General features: G+C 66.4%; 1 protein-coding gene. It reads left to right on the top strand.

Features of this window, described 5'->3' with window-relative positions:
* The first annotated feature begins 80 nt into the window (after positions 1-80).
* Positions 81-980: a sugar ABC transporter permease gene (locus QEZ54_RS36200; RefSeq protein WP_281309306.1), complete on the top strand. Its 900-nt coding sequence runs from the start codon at positions 81-83 to the stop codon at positions 978-980.
* The last annotated feature ends 86 nt before the right edge of the window (positions 981-1,066 follow it).

The raw sequence follows: 1,066 nt of genomic DNA, 5'->3' as shown, positions 1-1,066 counted from the left end.
GCTGCTGTGAGACCGGGGCCGGGTCCGGCCGCGTCGCTCGGCCGGACCCGGCCTCACTTCCCTGAGAGAGGACCGGGCCGATGAAGAACCTGTTCTACCGCCTCGACACCAAGGGTTCGCCGTACCTGTACGTCGCCCCGTTCTTCCTGCTCTTCGCCGCGTTCGGGGTGTTCCCGCTCATCTACACGGCGTGGGTGTCGCTGCATGACTGGAGCCTGCTGTCGGAGACCCACAGGTTCGTGGGCATCCAGAACTACAAGGACCTGTTCGCCGACGAGTACTTCTGGAACGCGCTGAAGAACACCGCCCAGATCTGGGTGATGTCCACCGTTCCCCAGCTGCTCATGGCACTCGTGCTGGCGCACGTCCTGAACCAGCGCCTGCGCGCCCCCACCTTCTGGCGGATGACCGCGCTGCTGCCCAACATCACCTCGGTGGCGGCCGTGGCGATCATCTTCGGGCAGATCTTCGGCAAGGACTACGGCCTGGTCAACTGGCTGCTCGACGTGTTCGGGCTGGGCCGCATCGACTGGCAGGCCGGGACGGCCAGCTCCCAGATCGCCGTCTCCGTGATGATCATCTGGCGCTGGACGGGCTACAACGCCCTGATCTACCTCGCCGCGATGCAGGCGGTGTCGAAGGACCTCTACGACGCCGCGTCGCTCGACGGCGCCTCCAGCTTCCAGCAGCTGACCCGCATCACGGTCCCGGCGATCCGGCCGACGATCATCTTCACGGTCATCATCTCCACCATCGGCGGCATGCAGGTCCTGGCCGAACCGCTGCTGTTCGGCGGCGCGTCGGTGACCGGCGGTTCGGACCGGCAGTTCCAGACGCTGTCGCTGTACCTGTACGAGGTCGGCTTCTCCCGCTTCGACTTCGGCTACGCCTCCACGGCGGCCTGGGTCATGTTCTTCATCATCGTGATCGTCGCGGCGATCAACTACTTCCTGACCAGCCGTGTGCGGAGCTCGCGATGACATCCACCACCCTGACCCGCCCCGCCTCGGCCGACCAGGCCGAACCGCAGGTCCGCACACGTCGGCGCCGGGTGTTCTCGGGCGAC

The organism is Catellatospora sp. KI3 (assembly GCF_029948125.1).
GTDB lineage: Bacteria > Actinomycetota > Actinomycetes > Mycobacteriales > Micromonosporaceae > Catellatospora.
This window is presented reverse-complemented; position numbering and strand designations above follow the sequence as displayed.